The 17,626-nt window shown below is 56.0% G+C and carries 16 protein-coding genes; 6 read left to right on the forward strand and 10 right to left on the reverse strand.

Features of this window, described 5'->3' with window-relative positions:
- Positions 1-100: 100 nt before the first annotated feature.
- From ilvN to ACRZ96_RS01070, 3 genes are all read right to left on the reverse strand, one after another.
- On the reverse strand, positions 101-661 hold the full coding sequence (gene ilvN, locus ACRZ96_RS01060; protein WP_170396580.1) for an acetolactate synthase small subunit: 561 nt from the start codon (positions 659-661) through the stop codon (positions 101-103).
- A complete protein-coding gene (locus ACRZ96_RS01065; RefSeq protein WP_480705089.1) occupies positions 658-1,929 on the reverse strand; it encodes a glycosyltransferase family 87 protein in 1,272 nt (423 codons plus the stop codon). Before ACRZ96_RS01065 ends, ilvN begins: the two co-directional genes overlap by 4 nt.
- A gap of 73 nt (positions 1,930-2,002) precedes the next feature.
- Positions 2,003-3,754 carry an acetolactate synthase 3 large subunit gene (locus ACRZ96_RS01070; protein ID WP_170396584.1) on the reverse strand — a complete coding sequence of 584 codons (1,752 nt, stop codon included), beginning with the start codon at positions 3,752-3,754 and terminating at the stop codon, positions 2,003-2,005.
- A gap of 425 nt (positions 3,755-4,179) precedes the next feature.
- Between ACRZ96_RS01070 and ACRZ96_RS01075 the strand changes: the two genes are divergently transcribed.
- Together ACRZ96_RS01075 and ACRZ96_RS01080 are read left to right on the forward strand one after the other, a co-directional pair.
- The gene (locus ACRZ96_RS01075; RefSeq protein WP_480814153.1) at positions 4,180-5,025 is read left to right on the forward strand and encodes a HalD/BesD family halogenase; all 846 of its coding nucleotides are present in this window, start codon (positions 4,180-4,182) and stop codon (positions 5,023-5,025) included.
- A gap of 43 nt (positions 5,026-5,068) precedes the next feature.
- Complete coding sequence (locus ACRZ96_RS01080) at positions 5,069-5,455, forward strand: bleomycin resistance protein (RefSeq protein WP_480814154.1); 387 nt, start codon at positions 5,069-5,071, stop codon at positions 5,453-5,455.
- A gap of 74 nt (positions 5,456-5,529) precedes the next feature.
- Here the strand turns inward: ACRZ96_RS01080 and ACRZ96_RS01085 are convergent, their stop codons facing one another.
- Positions 5,530-6,177: a response regulator transcription factor gene (locus ACRZ96_RS01085; protein WP_480814155.1), complete on the reverse strand. Its 648-nt coding sequence runs from the start codon at positions 6,175-6,177 to the stop codon at positions 5,530-5,532.
- Positions 6,177-7,610, reverse strand: coding sequence for a cache domain-containing protein (locus ACRZ96_RS01090; RefSeq protein ID WP_170646315.1), 1,434 nt, complete (start codon positions 7,608-7,610; stop codon positions 6,177-6,179). Before ACRZ96_RS01090 ends, ACRZ96_RS01085 begins: the two co-directional genes overlap by 1 nt.
- A gap of 246 nt (positions 7,611-7,856) precedes the next feature.
- Between ACRZ96_RS01090 and ACRZ96_RS01095 the strand changes: the two genes are divergently transcribed.
- From ACRZ96_RS01095 to ACRZ96_RS01105, 3 genes are all read left to right on the forward strand, one after another.
- On the forward strand, positions 7,857-8,939 hold the full coding sequence (locus ACRZ96_RS01095) for a TRAP transporter substrate-binding protein (RefSeq protein ID WP_170396967.1): 1,083 nt from the start codon (positions 7,857-7,859) through the stop codon (positions 8,937-8,939).
- 117 nt (positions 8,940-9,056) lie between these two features.
- Complete coding sequence (locus ACRZ96_RS01100; protein ID WP_170396594.1) at positions 9,057-9,983, forward strand: TRAP transporter small permease subunit; 927 nt, start codon at positions 9,057-9,059, stop codon at positions 9,981-9,983.
- Positions 9,984-10,000: 17 nt separating this feature from the next.
- Positions 10,001-12,355 (forward strand): TRAP transporter large permease subunit, encoded by a 2,355-nt coding sequence (locus tag ACRZ96_RS01105; RefSeq protein ID WP_170396596.1) that lies wholly within the window; start codon positions 10,001-10,003, stop codon positions 12,353-12,355.
- Positions 12,356-12,408: 53 nt separating this feature from the next.
- On the opposite strand, the gene ACRZ96_RS01110 is transcribed toward ACRZ96_RS01105, so the two are convergent.
- From ACRZ96_RS01110 to ACRZ96_RS01130, 5 genes are all read right to left on the reverse strand, one after another.
- On the reverse strand, positions 12,409-13,767 hold the full coding sequence (locus tag ACRZ96_RS01110) for a dicarboxylate/amino acid:cation symporter (RefSeq protein WP_480585317.1): 1,359 nt from the start codon (positions 13,765-13,767) through the stop codon (positions 12,409-12,411).
- A gap of 244 nt (positions 13,768-14,011) precedes the next feature.
- A complete protein-coding gene (locus ACRZ96_RS01115; RefSeq protein WP_170396600.1) occupies positions 14,012-14,419 on the reverse strand; it encodes a VOC family protein in 408 nt (135 codons plus the stop codon).
- Between the two features lie 6 nt (positions 14,420-14,425).
- Positions 14,426-15,250 carry an arginyltransferase gene (locus ACRZ96_RS01120; RefSeq protein ID WP_170396602.1) on the reverse strand — a complete coding sequence of 275 codons (825 nt, stop codon included), beginning with the start codon at positions 15,248-15,250 and terminating at the stop codon, positions 14,426-14,428.
- 74 nt (positions 15,251-15,324) lie between these two features.
- A complete protein-coding gene (locus tag ACRZ96_RS01125) occupies positions 15,325-15,756 on the reverse strand; it encodes an RDD family protein (RefSeq protein WP_170396604.1) in 432 nt (143 codons plus the stop codon).
- Positions 15,757-15,821: 65 nt separating this feature from the next.
- Positions 15,822-16,244 (reverse strand): DUF2852 domain-containing protein, encoded by a 423-nt coding sequence (locus ACRZ96_RS01130; RefSeq protein WP_170396606.1) that lies wholly within the window; start codon positions 16,242-16,244, stop codon positions 15,822-15,824.
- 347 nt (positions 16,245-16,591) lie between these two features.
- Here ACRZ96_RS01130 and ACRZ96_RS01135 point away from each other — a divergent pair, with 347 nt between their 5' ends.
- The gene (locus tag ACRZ96_RS01135) at positions 16,592-17,515 is read left to right on the forward strand and encodes a hypothetical protein (protein WP_480814156.1); all 924 of its coding nucleotides are present in this window, start codon (positions 16,592-16,594) and stop codon (positions 17,513-17,515) included.
- Positions 17,516-17,626: the final 111 nt, after the last annotated feature.

Below are 17,626 nucleotides of genomic sequence, written 5' to 3' on the forward strand. Positions count from 1 at the left end.
TTTGATGAACGCATAAAGCCTTTTTGAGGTTAGCAGGGCACCATGGCCAAGCAGGCCGCCGCCCCGAGAATGAATTCAGTCCCGGGGCGGAAATGGGGGCTTAGTCACCGCGCAACAGGGCTGCAACTCCGGTACGGGCGATTTCAATCAAGCCAAGAGGGCGCATCAGATCGGCAAAGGCATCGATCTTGTCCGGTGCACCGGTGATCTCGAAGATGAACGAATTCAGCGTACTATCGACGACATTGGCCCGGAAAATGTCGGCCAGTCGCAGGGCTTCGACCCGTTTATCGCCTTCACCCACAACCTTTATGATCGCCAGCTCGCGCTCGACCGAAGCACCTTCGACGGTCAGATCATGCACGTCACGGACTGACACGATGCGTCCAAGCTGCGCCTTGATCTGCTCGATCACTTGCGGGGTGCCGGTGGTGACGATGGTAATTCGGCTGAGATGCCCGGTATGGTCAACCTCAGCAACCGTTAGACTTTCAATATTATAGCCACGACCCGAGAACAGACCAATTACGCGCGCCAGAACCCCCGGTTCGTTTTCAACCAGCACCGCGATCGTGTGTTGTTCCTGCACGTCCGAGAATGTCGGGCGTAGGTTATATGCAGAATGGCGGGTGGAGCCTTTGACGATGTTTAGCGGAGTCATTGATAGACCTCATCTTGGACATAAGTTTCTTCGGGCTTTCGTAGCGCAGAGATCAGCGCTTGGAGGCAAACTACGCAAGCCAGTATTAGGATCGGGGCAAACACGAGGCGCAAAGACAATATCTCGGTCATCTTGAAAAGCACCATATGTGTTGCTGGTCCGATACCGATCCACATTGCGGCGGCCAGTACCAGACGCCATGGAGAAGTTGTCAGGACGCCAGCTCGAAGCAGGAACAGTGCAACGATTGCAAGCAGCCCAGATTCATAGAACCAGAAGTACGGTGTAGACATGGAAATACCTAGAAAGAGCACCGCTACCCGCAAGTCAAAACCTACTCTTGGGCTGCGCCATGCAACGAAGACTGCAATTCCAGACAACACTGTCAGAGTCCATTGCATCGCAAGCGCGAGCGTTTCTGGCACACCGATGCTGGCCAACAAGGAATAAGGGCTAAGCATCAGCGTATTGAGATGGATGGATTCTCGTATCTCTTCAAAGTGGACGCCCATCATGTTGCGCATTTCGGTCCAATATTCGACGCCAACGACCAGGGTGGCCAGAACGGACAAGACCACCGTCGTGACCGTTGCTGATATGATCGTTTTCCACGCACCGCTTGCCAAAAGCGCAAGCGGTATGAGCAGGCCGAGTTGGGGTTTAAGCGTCAGCAATCCAATAAAGAACCCTGCCAGCACGAAGCGGTCGTTCTTTAGCGCCGCTAGTGCGGCCAGAAGGCCTGCTGCCCAAAGGGTTGTGGTCTGCCCCATATACAAGTTTGGCAACATGGCGGGGGAGAGTGCAAAAGCAAACCAAACCGGTACAATTCCGCAGGAAAACGGTCGCACAGCAAGAAGCATTGCGACAATTGAGATCGCCGTGAAAATTGCCCAAGCCGGAGAAAACGACAATGCCCCGAGTGGTTGGAGTGCGACAAGGAACGAGGGAGGATAAGACCAAGGCATCCAATCGTCTTCCTTGGACGCTTCGTGTATTTCCGACAATCTGTCGATATCAAATGCCGCAAGCGGTTCGCCTAAATGCGCGAGGTGACCTGCAGCCCAGAACACCTTGAAATCAACGGATAACGCCATTTTTCCTTGATCAACAACGGCATACCAGCCTGTGCCGACCCAGAACAATATCAACGCTAGAACGAAGAGTGGAACCATGAGCCCCACTTGCCAACCGCGACGGCCGGCGAATATCGACAAATTCTCTTCCGGGCTCGAAGCTCTGGCTGAGAACTGACTGCTGAGATCACGCATGATCTAACCCTTTTTCATGTCACGTGCGGTGACCTTAGCTCCGGCATTTGACCTAGATGTGGCAAAGCGGTGCTCAAACAAGCACAGCTCCACCAGCTTGGATAACACCTTGCGTTTCGGCTTCGCCCAGCAGCATCTCATTGTGGGCCTTGCCCGATGGGATCATCGGGAAGCAATTCTCGTGCTTTTCGACCACGCAGTCGAAGATGACCGGACCGTCGTAATTGATCATCTCCATGATCGCGTCGTCCAGATCAGCTGGGTCGGAACAAAGAATACCCTTTGCGCCGAAAGCTTCTGCGAGTTTAACGAAATCGGGCAGGGCCTCTGACCACGAATGCGAATAGCGTTCGCCGTGCAGCAGCTCTTGCCATTGGCGCACCATTCCCAGCCGCTCGTTATTTAGGATGAACTGCTTCACGGGCAGGCGGTACTGCGCGGCCGTGCCCATTTCCTGCATGTTCATCAGCCACGAGGCCTCACCGGCCACGTTGATGACCAGCGCATCGGGATGTGCCATTTGCACACCGATCGAGGCGGGGAAACCATAGCCCATGGTGCCCAGACCGCCCGAGGTCATCCAGCGGTTGGGGTCTTCAAAACCCAGGTATTGCGCCGCCCACATCTGGTGCTGTCCAACCTCGGTTGTGACATAGCGGTCGTATTTCTTCGTCAGCTCTTCAAGCCGTTGCAGCGCGTATTGCGGCTTGATGGTCTTCTCGCTGTTTGTGAAGGCAAGGCAGTTGACCTTACGCCATTCATTGATCTGGTCCTGCCACTGTTTGATGTTAGCTGCGTCGGTCTTGCGGCCACGGGCTTTCCAGACTTTCAGAATATCCTCAAGCACATGGGCAACGTCGCCAACGATAGGGATATCTACGCGGATGACCTTGTTGATCGACGACGGGTCGATATCCACATGGGCCTTGATCGAATTTGGCGAGAACGCATCGATACGGCCGGTGATACGGTCGTCAAATCGCGCGCCGATGTTGATCATCAGGTCGCAATCATGCATCGCCATGTTGGCCTCGTAGAGTCCATGCATCCCCAGCATACCGATCCAGTTTTCACCCGAGGCCGGATAAGCCCCAAGCCCCATCAGGGTCGAGGTGATCGGGAAGCCGGTTGCGTCCACAAGCTCGCGCAACAGCTGGCTGGCAGCTGGGCCGGAGTTGATGACGCCGCCGCCGGTGTAGAACACTGGCTTTTTCGCGGTCTCGATTGCCGCGACGAGTTCCGTGATTTCTTCCAGATCGCCCTTCAATACCGGCTGATAGTGAGAGGTCGACGGTTTTGGCGTCGTATACTCACCCGAAGCGAACTGAACGTCCTTCGGAATGTCGACCAGCACGGGGCCGGGGCGGCCGGAAGTGGCCACGTGGAAGGCTTCGTGCATCGTTGCGGCCAACGAGTCCGTATCCTTCACCAGCCAGTTGTGCTTGGTGCAGGGGCGGGTGATGCCTACGGTGTCGGCTTCCTGAAAGGCGTCAGATCCAATCATGAAGGTCGGAACCTGCCCGGTCAGAACGACAATCGGGATCGAGTCCAACAACGCATCGGTCAAGCCGGTCACGGCATTGGTCGCGCCAGGACCGGATGTGACCAAAGCAACGCCCGGCTTGCCGGTCGAGCGGGCATAGCCTTCGGCAGCATGTACCGCACCTTGCTCATGCCGTACCAGAATGTGACGGATGTCATTTTGCAGAAAGATCTCGTCATAGATCGGTAGGACGGCGCCACCTGGGTATCCGAATACCGTGTCCACGCCCTGATCCTTGAGGGCCTGAACAACCATCTTTGCGCCGGTCATCTCACGTGTCATCTGCTTTGCTCCGTTCGCGACATGTGTCTTGCGTGTTGCCAAAAAAAAGCCCCCGAGATTTTCGGAGGCGCATGGGTTCGATTATGGTTTACCGTTACCGGCCCATGCGCGTGTTTCCTACGATTACGACTAGCGCTTTCATCGCCAGAGGCTCCTTCTTTGCGTGCAGGGACATTATGGTTGAGGGGAAGGGGCGTCAACAGGCAAATACAAAAATATTGTAAGTCTGGGCTTGTGGGATTTGATATTTTGTTGCGCAAAATGACGCAGGTCGAGAAATATCCGCGAAAATTCGCCGCAAATTGGTGGGCGATCGGGTGATCAACAGTGGTCTGATTGCGTCAGGCCCATGTCTGAAACAGACCAGAGCAGCGCCCGATGCTGAGGCAGGCTGGTGAAAACAGCGCTAAATCGGGAGGTCAGACATGCTGCACGATCTTGTGGATCTGGGGCGCTATCCGATCGATCGGCCTGATTCATACGGGTACAGGCAGCTGATCGCGGACCTGAGGCGGGACCTGGAAGCTGATGGATGCGCGGTCCTCCCCGGCTTTGTGCACGAAGATGGCCTTGGGAAACTGATCGCTGAGGCCGATCACGTCGCTCCCAAAGCCCATCGATCGTTCAATCGCACGAATGCCTATTTTACGCAGGATGATCCCAGTTACGGGGTCGGTCATCCAATCCGACGTTTTTATGACCGATCAAACGCCTTTGTTCCGGCTGACAACTTCCCTGTCACAAGCCCGCTGCGGCGTATTTATCAGTATGAAGGTTTCATGCCTTTCATCCGCATGGCTTTGAACGAGCCGGAGGATCGGTTCTTCCGATATGATGACCCGTTGGCGGATGTGATCATCAATGTGGTCGAGAAGGGAGGCGGCTTTCCGTGGCATTTTGACACCAATAATTACACCGTGACGCTGGCAATCCAGAATGGCGAGGAGGGCGGTGCATTCGAATACGCACCCAATCTGCGGACCAGTGAAGACGAGAATTTCAAGGGCGTCGCTGCGATTTTGGATGGCAGCAGGAGGGGCGTACACCAACTGGAACTGCAACCGGGCGACCTGCAGATTTTCAAGGGGCGCTATGCCTTGCACCGGGTAGCGCCGGTTGAAGGACAACAGAAACGCTATGTTGGTATCTTTTCGTTTGTCGAAACCGAAGGCATGTGTGGTGGGGTGGAGCGGACCCGTCAACTCTATGGCCGTGTGCTGCCGCATCATTATGAGCGTGAAGGGTTGCGGGGTGATCAACTGCTTGACTGATATGTGCTAGTCTCGGACCCGAGGTTGGAAGAGGGCTGTTTTGATGCAGATATTACAACTTACACCATTTGTCCTTTGTTCCTCTTTGGACGCGCAGATTGAGTTCTACATTCAGCGGCTTGGGTTTTCCTGCACATTCAGGCAGGACAATTATGCCTTTTTGCGCCGTGATCCTGTGGCGATCCGATTATTGGAATGTCCACCGCGTCAGGATGGGCGCGCATTGGGGGATGAGCAGTCGTTTTATGTTGACGTCAAAGGAATCGACAGCCTGTTCGAAAGCCTGCGCCCCGGGTTGGAGGAGCTGCCTGAAGGGCGGGTGCGCCCGCCATTCGATCAGCCCTATCAGCAGCGCGAATTTCATGTCCTCGATGAAGACGGGACTTTGGTGTTCTTTGGTGAAGATATCAGTGAACGCGGCAGCGGGTAGTGCTCCCGCCCGACTTCAATGTGCCGTTGGCACATCTCCTTCGGTTGGGCCGGGCAGCGCGTTTCGCGCTGCGGTCATAGCCCGGGGCTGGTGCCCTGCAGGACGCCATGCTCCAGGGCATAGCGGGTCAAGCCGGCGGTGGAGGAGATGCCGAGTTTGCGCTTGATGTTCTTGCGATGCGTCTCAACCGTGCGCACCGAAATATCCAGCGCCAGTGCCACCTCTTTGTTGGATTTACCCTGCGCCAATTCGAGCAGGATTGTCTGTTCCCGGCCGGTCAGCGCCTCGCGCGTGTTGCCGTCCTTGGGCTCCAGCGAGCCGCTGGCCCCGGTACATAGATACCGCTCGCCCCGCATCACGGCATCGATGGCTTGCTTGATCTCTTCGGTGGGAACGTCCTTGAGGATATAGCCTTTGGCGCCGTGGCTGAGCGCGGTTGAGATGTATTCGGGACTGTCATGCATCGACAGGATCAGAACGCGGGTTTTGGGCAGGCGCTCTAAAATGATCTCGGTGGCGTTCAACCCGCTCAGGCCGGGCATATTGAGATCCATCAGGATCACGTCCGGCTGCAGGTGGGTTGCTCGATCGACAGCTTCTTGTCCGTTGGAAAGTGTGCCGACAACTTCGATCTCATCATAGCTTTCCAGCAGAGACTGAATGCCTTCGGCGACCATGGGGTGATCGTCGACAATAAGGACCCGGATGATTGTGTCGGACATCAGATACCGGCCTTTCGTTTTGGCGTTGGGTCTTCCTGTGGTGGCAGCATATGACTGAGCGGCAGGCTGACCTCAATCACGGTGCCGCTGCGCCCGCCACGCGATGAAAGGATGCGCAGAGTACCGTCAAGCTGTTCGATCCGTTCTTGCATGTTGCGTAGCCCGATCCCGGTGCTGACATGGCCCGGTTCATTTCGCAACCCGCGACCATTGTCTGTAATCCGCATCGTGGCGCCTTTCTTATGACCCCGCAGGTCAATGGTAACACGGGTTGCTCCCGAGTGGCGCTCGATATTGGTCAGGGCTTCCTGCGCAATACGGTAGAGGGCAATCTTGCTGTCTTGATCCAATCGGTTTCGGAACACCACGGTTGAGAAATCGGTTTCAATACCCGTGCGTTCACTGAAATCGTCGGTCAAAGCCTTGAGCGCTGGCCCAAGCCCCAGATCATCCAGAACACCCGGACGCAGGTCGCGGCTGATGCGGCGAACCTCGGTGATGGCGGTTGCCAGATTGTCGATACCTGTTTGCAATGGTTCCTGCGCCGACACGTCGTCCCCGCGGATCAGACGTCGTCGGGCGTTGTCCAGTGCATAGCGTACGCCAACCAGAATCTGGCTGATGCCGTCATGCAATTCGCGGGCGACGCGCCCGCGCTCTTCTTCCTGAGCGTCCAGTACCCGCTGTGTCAGTTCCTTAAGCTTGGCATCAGCCAGCCGCCGTTCGCGGAAGTTCAGCAACATGCCCGAGGCAAAGACGATCAGAACAGCGGCCAGAACAATGCCTCCGATATAAAGGAAGGTTCGCTGCACGCGCGCCTCAACCTCAGCCCGGGCATTGGCGACGGTGGCGACGATGTCATCGATGAACACACCCGTGCCCACCACCCAGCGCCAGTCCTGCAGGCCAACAACATAGGCGATCATCTGAGCCTCTTCACCGGTCGATGGTTTTTGCCACATAAAGCTGTGCCAGCCTGCACCCTGTCGGGCGAGCGTGATAAACTCATCCACAATCGGGGTGCCATCGCTGTCGGTCAGATCGGCCCAGTTGCGATTGATGAATTCGGTCTGGCGCGGGCTGACGAGGTTGTTGCCGTCATAGTCATAGACAAAGAAGAACCCGTCCTTGCCGTAAATCATCGCCGACAGAATCTGGGTCACGAGGTTTTTTGCGATTTCGTCATCCGGGGAGGCGCGACCGTAAATATAGGCAAACCCGTTCCGCGCCTGGGTCACGTAATTACGCAGCTCTTCTTTTTTGGCTTCGATCAGGCGGCGCTCGAGGGCCTGTATCTCACTCTCGGCGGTCGCGCGCGATTCATAAGCGACCACCATTGCAATGGCCGCAACCGCTGCGATCAGCGGGATTGCGGCAACCAGCGACAGTTTTTGCGCATAGGTTAGCGAGATTAGGTTCCGGATTCCTCCCATGTTCGAATCGATACGCAAGCTGCCGGGAAATTGCAAAAAATTTGGAAGAACACAGCGTTCGGCCACAGCGATTTGGGCGTGAGCGGGTAAAATCAACCGGATTTGTGCTTTTGAATGTGGAAAAACCCGACTGGCTACGTAGTAGTAGGTATTCACATTCATGTGTGTGGAACTAGGCTAACGCGCACTAGAAACGATCGACCCGGCATCACCCGGGGAATGAATATGAAGGGGAGGATCACTCATATGGATCGTCGTAAGTTTCTGAAAACATCAGCACTGGGCGGCTCGGCCGCTGCAGCCACCACGCTGGCAGCGCCCGCCTATGCGCAAGGCAAGCGCACGCTGACTATGGTCACCTCGTGGGGCCGTGGCCTTGCGGGTGTGTTCGACAGCGCGCAGCGCTGCGCCGACAGCATCACCACCATGTCGGATGGCGACCTGAACGTTGAAATCAAAGCAGCCGGTGAACTGGTTGGTGCGTTCGAAGTGTTTGACGCGGTATCGTCCGGTCAGGCCGATATGTACCACGCGGCAGACTACTACTTTGTGGGTCAGCACCCGGGCTATGCGTTCTTCACCGCTGTTCCGTTCGGCATGACCGCGCAGGAATTGGTGAACTGGTACTACCATGCCGGCGGGATGGAGCTGCATGATGAGCTGGGCGAAATCTTCGGCCTGAAATCCTTCCTGGCCGGTAACACTGGCGCGCAGGCGGGTGGCTGGTACTCGAAAGAGATCAACAGCCCCGAAGACTTTAACGGCCTGAAGTTCCGTATGCCGGGTCTGGGTGGCAAGGCGCTGGGTAAACTAGGCGCATCCGTTCAAAACATTCCGGGCTCAGAGGTGTATCAGGCGCTTTCGTCCGGTGCGATTGACGGAACCGAGTGGATCGGTCCCTGGGCTGACGAAAAAGCAGGCTTCCAGGAAATCACCAAGACCTACTACACTGCGGGCTTCCACGAGCCGGGTGCGGGTCTGTCGCTGGCTACCAACCGCGAGGTTTATGACAGCCTGTCCGCCGCGCAGCAGAAGATCATCGAGATCGCAGCGGCCGAGTGCCACCAGTGGAACCTGGCACAATTCCTGGCCAATAACGGTGCAGCGCTGCAGCGTCTGCAGGCCGGTGGTGTCAAGGTCATGGAATTCCCGGACAGCGTTTGGGATGCGTTTGGTGCAGCAAGCCAAGAAGTTCTGGATGAAAACATGGGTGATGAGCTGTTCAAGCGCATTCACGACAGTGCCATGGAGTCGATGGCAGCATCGTCGGCATGGAACAACCTGTCGTCGGGTGTCTACACCTCGCAGCGTGACCGCGTACGCGGCTAAGCAATCCGCTCAATGCAATCGGTTCCCCCGTCAGCGGGGGAGCCTTTCCTGTTGCACATAAGCGGCCCGGACATGCCGTCATAACCAAACGTGCAACCGATGCGACCTGGGGACAACATGCAGGACGAAAACGGTATCTCGTTCTTCGGCGCCCTGTGGAATGGACTGGTCTGGTTCATTCAGAACATTGCCGAAGCCTTCTATAATTTCGGATACGCCATCACGCATCCGCAGCTCTGGCTGGACTGGTCGAACAAAGAAGCAATCATGCGCTTTGTTTATTATGGCGGGTCTGTCGAGTTCTTCTTCGTGATCTTCGCGCTGTTTCTGGTGCTGACGGCCATTGGTCTTTACTATCGGAACTTCATGTGGGGAATGGTGCGCGGGCTCGAAGGCTTCGCCAATACCACTGGCCGCTTCTTTGCGTGGGCGGGATTGCTGATGGTAATTCAGCAGATCGTTATCGTATTCATGCAGCGGGTGTTCACACGGCCGGATATGTCCTTTGGGCTGGGTATCCCTTTTCAAATGGATATCAGTTGGTTCGCCGAAGAACTTAAACTCTACAACGCCATGGTTGTGTGCCTTTGCTGCACCTACACATTCGTGCAGGGCGGCCATGTGCGCGTTGACCTGATTTATGCGGGCATCAGTCACAAGGCCAAACGCGTCGTTGATATGTGCGGGGCGGTTCTGTTCATGATGCCCATGGCCGTTCTGACCTGGATGTATGGATGGTACTTCATGTGGCGGCACCTGATCGTGCCGAAACCCTCGGCCAGTGACACGCTGGATAGGCTTGTGGCCAAGTCCCGAGCGCTGCGTTGGAACGTGGAAACCATCGGGTTTAGTCCTAACGGGTTCAACGCCTACTTCCTGTTCAAAATCCTGCTGGTGGCCTTTGCCGCCATGGTGTTCCTGCACGCGATTGCGTTCCTGTATCGCTCGTATCTGGAATACGTGGAAGGGCCGGAAAGTGAAGGAAAATACCTCGACAAGGACAGCCTTGGCGAGGGTGAAGAAGCCTACGAAGGCGCGCATTAGGGACGGAGAACCAGACAATGCTATTCGGACTTGATGGCGTCGAGATAGGCCTCATTATCGTATTTTTCTGCCTCTTCGGAGGCATTCTTTCGGGTTTCCCCGTGGCCTTTGCCATCGGTGGGGCCGGGGTGATTTCGTTCGGGATTATCGCTGCATTGGATAGTGCCGGACTGTTGATCCACCAGGCGATCGACACCGGCTCGCAAGCCTACCGCGACGTGGTGAATTCTGGCGTCAAACCTGATGTGATATCCGTGTTCCGATACCCGGATTTGCCAAGGATCGCCGAGCCGGTCTTTGTACAAGGCTGGGAAACCGCGCTGGACCGGAATGTTTCCTTCATCGTGAACCGCATGAACGAACGTGTTCTGGCCGGGCAGTCGATCGAGACGCTGCTGGCGGTGCTGATGTTCGTTCTGATGGGCATCACGCTGGAGCGTTCAAAAATTGCAAACGACCTGCTGACCACGATGGCGCGCGTCTTTGGCCCGCTGCCCGGTGGCCTTGCGGTCTCGATTGTGGTCGTGGGCGCGTTCCTTGCTGCCTCGACCGGAATCGTCGGCGCGACCGTTGTTACCATGGGACTGTTGGCCCTGCCGACCATGCTGCGGAACAACTATTCGCCGGAATTGGCGACAGGTGTGATCGCGGCCTCGGGTACGTTGGGGCAGATCATTCCACCCTCCATCGTGATCGTTCTGCTAGGTACACTGGCTGGTGACCTCTATTCGACCGCGCAGGAAACGCGCGCGGTTGAGGCCGGGTGCACCGACGCGCTGACCTATCTGGGCGAGCCTGCAGTTGTTTCGGTGGGTACACTGTTCCAGGCGGCGCTGCTGCCAGGGATCATGTTGGCGCTGCTCTATGCGCTCTATGCCTTTGGCTATGCGCTGTTGAACCCGGAAAAGGCCCCGGCTGTTGAATTGTCGGGAGGCTCGGGTGAAACCATCACGCGCTCGGAAGGGCTGACCTGGCTGCTGGGCGCTCCGGTTGCTCTGATTGTTGGCGCGGTGCTTCTGGGAAGCGCGGGAGTGATTGGCAGCCAGAACATCTCGGTCTCGGCATTTACGGATATCGGGCAGGGCGCCTCGCTGCGCACGAACGTGTCCGAAGAATGTAAGGCTTCGATGATCGAACTGCATGGGCAATCAGCCTGGGATCAGGCCGTGGCCGAGCAGGAAGCGATTGACGAAGCAGGTGGTTCGTCCGAAGCGCAGCGTCTGAGCGAAGAGGAACTGGCTGCTGCGCAAGAGGCCAAGATCGCCGCTGCAGCGCCAATTGGCAACGGTGTCGCCGTGATTGTGGTACTGCTGGGTCTGACACTGGTACTGGGTCGCGGAATCGCACCGTCGCAAGCGCCGCAGCCTCTGATCGTCGGAGCGATTGGCCTGTTGCTGATGCTGTTGGTCGACGTGTTGCTGATCGCGCCAACGACTTCGTCCGGGGCTACGTTCCTGATACTCGCCATACCTTTTGCGCTCGCAATGCATGGGTGCAAAGAAGCTGCCGCCCGTTGCGCGACCAATGATCTGATCCGTGTGGTCTTCCCACCGCTGGTGCTGATCATCGCGGTGTTGGGTTCGATCCTTGGCGGTGTCACCAACCCTACGCCGGCTGCGGCACTGGGGGCGGGTGGAGCGATCATGCTAGCGGCCTATCGGAAACTTCAGGATCAGAACCGGTCGGGCAAAGTGATCATCTGGTCAACCTTCGCAGTGATCATCGCACTGGTGATGGGAGTGAACTTTGATCTGCGCATCAATCAGGGCAATGTTTCGGTTGAAAGCTGGATCGCGTTCATCATCGCCTATTCGGCCTACCTCTATGCGCTGTTCGGCTTGATCTACGGCTGCTGGGTGCTGTTCTCAAGCGGGGTTCTGACACCGGTGGTGCGTGAGACAGCGAAGGTGACGTCGATGGTCTTCACCATCCTGATCGGATCGCAACTGCTGAACCTGGTGGTGATTTCCTTTGGTGGAGAGCACTATATACAGCAGTTCCTGCGCAGCTTTGATAATGAATTCACGGTCTTCCTGATCGTGATGCTGGTGCTGTTCATTCTTGGCTTTGTGCTGGATTTCCTTGAGATCATCTACATCGTGATCCCGATCGTTGGGCCGGTGATCTATGGCGGATCGTTTGATCCGAAATGGGTGACGATCATGGTGGCGGTGAACCTGCAGACCTCGTTCCTGACGCCGCCGTTCGGGTTTGCGCTGTTCTACCTCAGGGGCGTTGCACCGAAAGAGGTCACCACTGGCCACATCTATCGCGGCATCATACCGTTCGTGATCATTCAGGTTGTGGGCATCGCAATCCTGTGGTTCTTCCCGTCGATTGTAACCATCGTTCCTGACCTGATCCCGAACTGATCTGTCGCTTAGACTGACGAATACGGAGGCCCATTAGGGCCTCCGTTTGTTTTTCAGGAATTCGGCTGTGGGTGTGTCAGCCTTTCGAACTCCGCTTCAGTGGCATGATCGATTGCAAGGTCTGTGGTCTCGACAAGTCCGGCATTGGGATTGTCGAACGTGGCCTTGTCCAGCTTGCCGACCTTTTGCCCGACAATGGTGGTCACCACCGCATCGCCAGTGACATTCACAACCGTCCGCATCATATCGAGGATCCGGTCGACGGCCAGAATGATGCCGATGCCTTCCAGCGGCATACCCAACTGGTTCAGAACCATCGCCAGCATCACTATCCCCACACCGGGCACACCTGCCGTGCCGATTGAGGCCAGAACCGAGATTGAAATCACGGTCAGATAACCGCTTAGCCCCAGATCAATGCCATAGGCATTAGCCAGAAAAACGGTCGCCACTCCATGCATGATTGCGGTGCCATCCATGTTAATCGTCGCCCCTAGGGGAATACCGAATGACGCCACGGAACGGTCAACGCCGACTCTCTGAGTCACGCATTGTAAGCTGGCCGGAATTGTCGCGTTCGAGCTTGAGGTCGAGAACGCAAACACCTGCGCCGAGCGCATCTTGCGCAGGAATACCCGAGGGCTCAGCCCGGTCGTAAAATACAGCAGCGCCATCAACGTGACACACAGATGGAATACCAGCGTCAGGCTGATCGTGGTCAGATAGCCGATCACCGGTCCGAACAGGCCAAAGCCCTCCATCGCAAAGGTTTTGGCAATCAGGCTGAAGACGCCGATGGGGGCGAAGGCCATGACGATATTGACGATCTTCATCGCCAGTTCATTCATGAACTCGCAGCCTTCCACAAAGGCCTTGGCGCGGCTGCCCATCATTAGCACTGCAATACCAACGACCATCACGTAGAAGATGATCTGCAGCATCTCACCATTGGCCAGAGCGTTGATCGGGTTCTTTGGGATGATGTTCGCCAGTATTTCCCAAGTGGTCTGCGGGTCGGCGACGCTTACGCTATCACCGGCCAGATGCAGGCTCGTGAATCCGGTGCCCGGCCCAATGAGGCCCGCAAAGATCAAGGCAGTTGTCACGGCCAAGGCCGTGGTGGCCAGATAGGTGACGAAGGTCAGCCCTCCGACACGGCCCAGCAATTTGACATCGCCAATGCCGACAACGCCGCACAGCAATGAGAACACAACCAGCGGCACAACAAGCATTTGAAGTGCATTAAGGAACATTTGCCCAAACATGGACAGCACACCCTGCACAAGTGTTGCGTTGAGCGCAGCGATATCGAGATAGTTCAAGACCAGACCAAAGATCGAGCCCAAGGCGAGCGCGACCAGAATCTGGGTCGTCAGCGTGGCCGAAACCAGTCGGCGTGCGGCATATGTCATTTTCCCCCTCCTTCAGAACCTCTGCGACAGGGTGGGAGGCCTGCCGTAGCGACAATAAAGCCAGCCCGGTCAGCGTCTGATTGAGCTGCGGGTTTCAGGTTTGGGCTGGACGTTTAGAAGTGCGGCTAATTTGGTGACCTAGCGTCAACTTTCAATCGCACGGGTGGGGGAAGGTCGATTAAGATTGCTTAACAATTGGGCGCAGCATGGCGGAAGGTAGTTTAACGTGATGAAAAAAATGTATTTATTTTGTCGATACAGGTGCTGAAAATTCGATCAAATCCCAACGATTTCCGAAAGGATCCCGCCAGACGGCGACAATTCCATAGGGTTCATGGCGCGGGCGCTCTTCAAATCCTACGCCTGCTTCCAGCATCGCCGCGTGATCGCGGTAGAAATCATCTGTTTCGAGGAAAAAGCCAACGCGCCCACCGGTTTGATTGCCGACCGATGCGATCTGTTCCGCGCCCACCGCCTTGGCCAGCAACAACGAAGCACCATCCGAGCCCGGAGGCGTGATCCGCACCCAGCGTTTACCATCGCCCAGATCAATATCCTGCGTCAGAGTAAAGCACAGCACTTTGGTGTAGAACGCGATCGCTGCGTCATAATCCGGGACGACCAGCGTCACCGCATGAAGGCTCTGACGCATGATAGATTAACCTTTGGTGGGGTGGCGGTCAGGCAGTTGGATGTTGGCCACCTGCTCGGCAATCGGGGCCGACGATAGGGGGTGGTGGGCCGTATGGTCACACTGCTCGGGATTTTTAATTCGCTGCCATTCACCCTGCATATAGACCTGCAAGCCCGCGAATTTGGCCTTGTACCCCATCTTGGGGCTGCCGGGCACCCAATAGCCCAGATAAATATAGGGCAACCCAGCCTCGCGCGCGATCTCGATATGGTCGAGAATCATGTAAGTGCCCAGCGAGCTTTGCTGGAACTCTGGATCGTAGAATGAGTAAACCATGCTCAGCCCGTCATCCAGTACATCGGTCAAACTGACGGCGATCAGCTCGCCGGTTTCGGGATCGGCATATTCTACGACTCGGCTGCGGATCGGGGTTTCCTCGATCATCGCGGCGAATTCGAAGACATCCATATCGGCCATGCCGCCATCCGCATGGCGCGCGTCCAGATACCGACGGAACAGGTCGAACTGCTCATCCGTTGCCCAGGGCGATGTTGCACGTCGGATCAAGTAGGAATTGCGCTTGTGGGCCCGTTTTTGGCTTTTGCTTGGCTGAAAGGCTGACACATCGATACGGGCAGACAGACAGGCGGCGCAGTCGGTGCAGGACGGGCGATACAGAACGTTCTGCGAGCGGCGAAATCCTTGTTGCGAAAGGCAATTGTTCAATTGATCCGCACCTTCCCCCTGTAGGGCGGTGAACAGTTTGCGCTCCATCCTGCCCTCAAGGTAAGGGCAGGGCTGGGGTGCCGTCACATAGAATTGTGGCGCAATTGGCAGCGTGTGTCGCATGAAGGTCCCGCATTTCCTCGGAACCGATGATAGCAACGGTTTTTGGCGCAGCCAAGTGTTTCACTCAGGTGTTTTTAGGCGCGCTGGTTGATCATCACGGTGCCGAGGAAGGCATCGGTCAGGCCCTGACAGCGGGCGCTGGTCATCATCATGATGACCGAAATGATCTGTAGTACCGGGATCGCCATGCTGACAAAGTAACCTGCCGTATGTGCAATGGCTTTGCCCGTATCCATCCGGGCGCCAAACGCGTCACGCAGCTCGATCCCCATGAACCGCATCCCCAGTGTGGCCGAGCCGTTGGCGATGGTGACGACGCGATAGACAAAGCTGATGACGGCGTAGATCAGCGCCAGAATGAAGAAGCCCATGCCAAAGGTCAGCAGGATCGCAACCGTGCAGAGCAATGAGATAAAGGCGATATCGAACAGCCACGCAAAAAAGCGCTTGGTCGCTACGGACTGATAGAATTCGGGTTGGCTGTCAGGGTCAGGCAGATGAGACATATACTGTGGTCCGGGTCTTGTACGGTAACACCCTGTCCCGATGGCCGGGACAGGGCAAGCCACGATTAGGCAGGTTGTTCGCCGTTTTCGTCATCACGATTATCGCGGGCGCGTTCATCCATGAACTCGTCGAACTCGGCCTTGTCCTTGGCTTCACGCAGGCGGTGCAGGAACGCCTCAAAGTCTTTCTGTTCACGCTCCAAACGCGCCAGTGTGTCGGCCTTGTAGGCGTCGAACGCGCTGTTGCCCGAAGGTTTCATGGCGCTCATGTGGCTGTTCCACGACGAACGGCGGCTGCAGGATTTGCTGAACATGCGTTTGCTCCAGATCATATAGGCAAGAAAGGCCAGGCCGATGGGCCAGAAGAAGATAAAGCCAAGGACCATTGCGGCGATCCAGGCGCCTTTTCCCTTGCTATCAAGCCAGGCTTCGCTTCGGTGCAGCCATCCCGGATTTTGGGGAACGGCGTGGTCGGACAATGCGGTCATGTGCTCTCTCCAGTTAGGATGTAAATGCTTTTCACATTACCAAGATGGGAGGGGGGATAGGTGGTTGCAAGGGGGTATGTGAAAAAGATTTACATTTTTCCGAATCCAGCGTCTGACCGGGCGAATCAATCAGCGGGGTAAGGCGGATTTGCGTCTCAGTATTTCAGGCCGAGCGACGCAGCCCATCGGTTAAACGTTTCATTAAGAACGCTTAATAATCAAACCCTTCCATAGGGTTTGCGCAATGGCTGCATACATAGTTTTCCGAGGAGCAATCAAGGGAGGTCGCTGAAATGAATGTTGTGAACACAACTCATTGGCCGTTCGGGTCAGAGGAGAGTTTCATCTTGTCGACCGAACCAGGCCTAGCTTCGCAAGGCGGCGTATCTAGTTCGATTGATCAAGTCGATTTGCCTTTTTTGAACCTCGATCCCCATGATCTCGAAGGGAAAGAAGATCTGCCGGATATCGAATTGCGCGGGTTTTGGGACGGGGTGATCGACAGCACGGTCAGCGCGTATCAAGGTGCTGGGTCTCACGAGGTTGAGTTCAATCTTTGGATGGTGAACCACGAGATCGCGACACGCGGAAGCGCCACGCTCATTTCCGAGCTGTACCATACACAGCAAGTCGCGCTTGAAACCATAAGCATGCATGGAACGGACATACCTGTTTCTTATGAGGCCCGGTCCGCCTTTGGATTTGAGGGCGTTCACATTGGTCAGGCAGCACAGTTTCAGCATCTGTCTATAGCCAGCGAACAGGGGGAGATGTTCGATGTGCATGGGTTCGATACAAATGGCGATCTGGTTTTGGCGTCATACGGCTATTACGAGGTCGTCGAGATCGCAGGCAAGCTTCACCAAAACGGAATTTCTGATTTTGCACTTAGTTTCGAGGTGTCGTTCGAGCTCGAAATGAATGAGACCGGTCTTTATGAAGTATTTGCTGCGGTCTCGTTCGATGGCCAAATTGACTTTAACGACGGAATGTCGCGCTACTTTGAGTTTGAAGAGGATATGTATTTCCCAGCTCGCGATCTGGGGAGTGTGGAATTTGGCCCTTTGCCAGATGGTTTGTTCCAACAACTGGCGATGTTTCAGGCTCATATGGGTGACGCCTGGGACGAGTTGGTGAGTTTGAACGATCAGCTTGAGGCGGTGTTTCTGCGGCTTCGTGAAGACGAGCACTATGATGAGTGGGATTTGGCCGGGCAGGGGATTGAAAATCCGTTCACTTTCGATTTGCCGCCAGTGGATCAGTGGCTATAACGATTTGGACATTCGGCCCTTTCTGCTGTTCAATCGGACAGGGCTAAGCCAACTCTGTCCGATCATGTGCGCTGGCCGCATCTGATTTTCGGCCGTCACAAGTCATAGGCA

It is taken from the genome of Ruegeria sp. CF1 (assembly GCF_056537445.1).

Bases quoted from the DNA above. Each gene is read 5' to 3' on its own strand.
- ACRZ96_RS01095 (WP_170396967.1), top strand. From the start codon at position 7,857: ATGGATCGTCGTAAGTTTCTGAAAACATCAGCACTGGGCGGCTCGGCC.
- ACRZ96_RS01085 (WP_480814155.1), bottom strand. From the start codon at position 6,177: ATGTCCGACACAATCATCCGGGTCCTTATTGTCGACGATCACCCCATG.
- ACRZ96_RS01090 (WP_170646315.1), bottom strand. From the start codon at position 7,610: ATGGGAGGAATCCGGAACCTAATCTCGCTAACCTATGCGCAAAAACTG.
- ACRZ96_RS01080 (WP_480814154.1), top strand. From the start codon at position 5,069: ATGCAGATATTACAACTTACACCATTTGTCCTTTGTTCCTCTTTGGAC.
- ACRZ96_RS01110 (WP_480585317.1), bottom strand. From the start codon at position 13,767: ATGACATATGCCGCACGCCGACTGGTTTCGGCCACGCTGACGACCCAG.
- ACRZ96_RS01070 (WP_170396584.1), bottom strand. From the start codon at position 3,754: ATGACACGTGAGATGACCGGCGCAAAGATGGTTGTTCAGGCCCTCAAG.
- ACRZ96_RS01130 (WP_170396606.1), bottom strand. From the start codon at position 16,244: ATGACCGCATTGTCCGACCACGCCGTTCCCCAAAATCCGGGATGGCTG.
- ACRZ96_RS01065 (WP_480705089.1), bottom strand. From the start codon at position 1,929: ATGCGTGATCTCAGCAGTCAGTTCTCAGCCAGAGCTTCGAGCCCGGAA.
- ACRZ96_RS01100 (WP_170396594.1), top strand. From the start codon at position 9,057: ATGCAGGACGAAAACGGTATCTCGTTCTTCGGCGCCCTGTGGAATGGA.
- ACRZ96_RS01075 (WP_480814153.1), top strand. From the start codon at position 4,180: ATGCTGCACGATCTTGTGGATCTGGGGCGCTATCCGATCGATCGGCCT.
- ACRZ96_RS01125 (WP_170396604.1), bottom strand. From the start codon at position 15,756: ATGTCTCATCTGCCTGACCCTGACAGCCAACCCGAATTCTATCAGTCC.
- ACRZ96_RS01115 (WP_170396600.1), bottom strand. From the start codon at position 14,419: ATGCGTCAGAGCCTTCATGCGGTGACGCTGGTCGTCCCGGATTATGAC.
- ACRZ96_RS01105 (WP_170396596.1), top strand. From the start codon at position 10,001: ATGCTATTCGGACTTGATGGCGTCGAGATAGGCCTCATTATCGTATTT.
- ilvN (WP_170396580.1), bottom strand. From the start codon at position 661: ATGACTCCGCTAAACATCGTCAAAGGCTCCACCCGCCATTCTGCATAT.
- ACRZ96_RS01120 (WP_170396602.1), bottom strand. From the start codon at position 15,250: ATGCGACACACGCTGCCAATTGCGCCACAATTCTATGTGACGGCACCC.